Origin of the sequence: Actinocrinis puniceicyclus, assembly GCF_018283645.1 — a bacterium.
GTDB classification, from domain to species: domain Bacteria; phylum Actinomycetota; class Actinomycetes; order Streptomycetales; family Catenulisporaceae; genus Actinocrinis; species Actinocrinis puniceicyclus.
Map to the genome: position 1 here is coordinate 1 of NZ_JAGSXH010000294.1, position 1,703 is coordinate 1,703.

1 protein-coding gene is annotated in these 1,703 nt (G+C 66.5%); it reads left to right on the forward strand.

All coding sequences use genetic code 11. The features are described 5' to 3' along the window. The first annotated feature begins 1,272 nt into the window (after nucleotides 1–1,272). A complete protein-coding gene (locus KGA66_RS28845) occupies nucleotides 1,273–1,482 on the forward strand; it encodes a transposase (RefSeq protein WP_211472750.1) in 210 nt (69 codons plus the stop codon). Nucleotides 1,483–1,703 lie beyond the last annotated feature (221 nt).

The following is a 1,703-nucleotide window of genomic DNA, read 5'->3' on the forward strand; positions in this document are numbered from 1 at the left end:
ACCGAACCAGCCCCCGCACCAACGCCGAACGCCGCAACGGGCACACCCAGAAAGCCCGCTACACCATCACCATCGCCGAGTCGAATCTCCCCAAAGCGGACTGACCGGCCCTAACTTTAGGGCAGTGGTGCTCCCGCGCATGTGGGCTTCGAAGGCGGGAACGAAGTCAGTGCGGTCGCCGATGTGTTGGGTGACCGTGTTTAACCAGGTGGTCCAGGTCCCGAATGTTGCTGTTCGTCCGACGAGTGCGCTGCGCAAGGCTGCCAGGTCGGCGGTTGGTCGGCGGCTGGTTGGTGCTTCGGGGTGGCCTCGTATGAGCGCGGCGAGGCAGGCGCAGACGGTGATGGCGAGGGTCTCGCTTGCATTCAAGACGGTTGCGTATTGCTCGCGGGCGTCATGGGCGCGCTGGATCGCTCGCAGTGCACGCGCTGCGGGGTAGGGGTACGTCTGACCTGCGCCTCGCAGGATGGTCGAGGTATGCAGATCGATATCTTGCGTGCCGCCCGAGGCAATCGGGTGCGGGGCGGGCGGTGAAGCGCGGCTGATGGTTGGGGCTTCGGACGGCCTGGCGATATCGGGCGTGTTCGCCTCTGTATAGGGGGCCGGGAACCGGGCGGCAGGAGGTCTGGCGGCGTTCGGTGTCGACCGCGATGAAGTGCTGTCCCGTCCCGCGAAGGTGGTTCTCGGTGTCTCGCGAGGCGACGCGACACGCCGACCAGGGCTGGGCGTGTGAGTTTCCCAGCCGCCGGGCGCTAGTAGTGGTTCCACGGCGGGCGATGTCGCGGCGCCTTTCCGGTAACTGCGCTTGCGGAATATCAGTCGTATGGACGCAGGCAGGACGCCGAGGGCCGTGGCCAGCAGCACTGCCGCCATGAGACCACCGCCCCACTCGGTGCTCTTGCCGGCGGCTGCCGAGGAAATGAGGATCACCAAAGGCAGCCCTACCCAGAAGGCGGTGACCCAGAAGAGCCAGTCACGCCACGGTGGTGCGTCGTAGAGCCGGGGGACAGCGGTCGATCGCTGCGGACCGGAGTCAGCAGCGCTGTCGGGTCCAAAATCACCCGTCATATGTCCATGGTGGTCCCTGTGCTCACGGTTCACCAGGTGAGGACGGCACTGCGAGCTGCCTGGTTACCAGTCGATAGCGGTGGCGCATCACATCGATGCCCCGTGAAGGCTGCCGGGAATGCCGTCCGCGCAGGTGGGGGTTAGCCCCTGAACGTGGACACCCTGATCATCGGATCGTGACGATCCGAAGGACAGGAGTTCCCCTTGGGGACCTATCGATACTCGGCTGAGTTCCGCACCGACGCGGTCGCGCTGGCGCGCTCCTCGGACCTGCCGCTCGCGCAGGCGGCCCGTGACCTGGGCGTTAACCATGAGACGCTACGCCAGTGGGTCAAGGCCGCCGAGCGCGCCGAGCAGCCCGAGGCGGTGGCCCAGGACGCGAAGGACGCCGAGATCGCGCGGCTACGCAGGTAGGTGCGCGAACTGGAGAGCGAGCGCGAGATCCTGAGGCGGGCCGCGAAGTATTTGGGTGCGGCTCCTTGAGGGTGCGTCAGATGGGTATCAAGCCATCGAGATATCGTGAGGCGTGGACGCGTTCGTGTTCGCGTTGCAGGTGGTAGTCCCAGTAGGCGTCGAGGTCGCCATTGGCGTGCAGGGCGCGCAGGCGCAGGACGGCTTCGGCACCGGCCAGACCC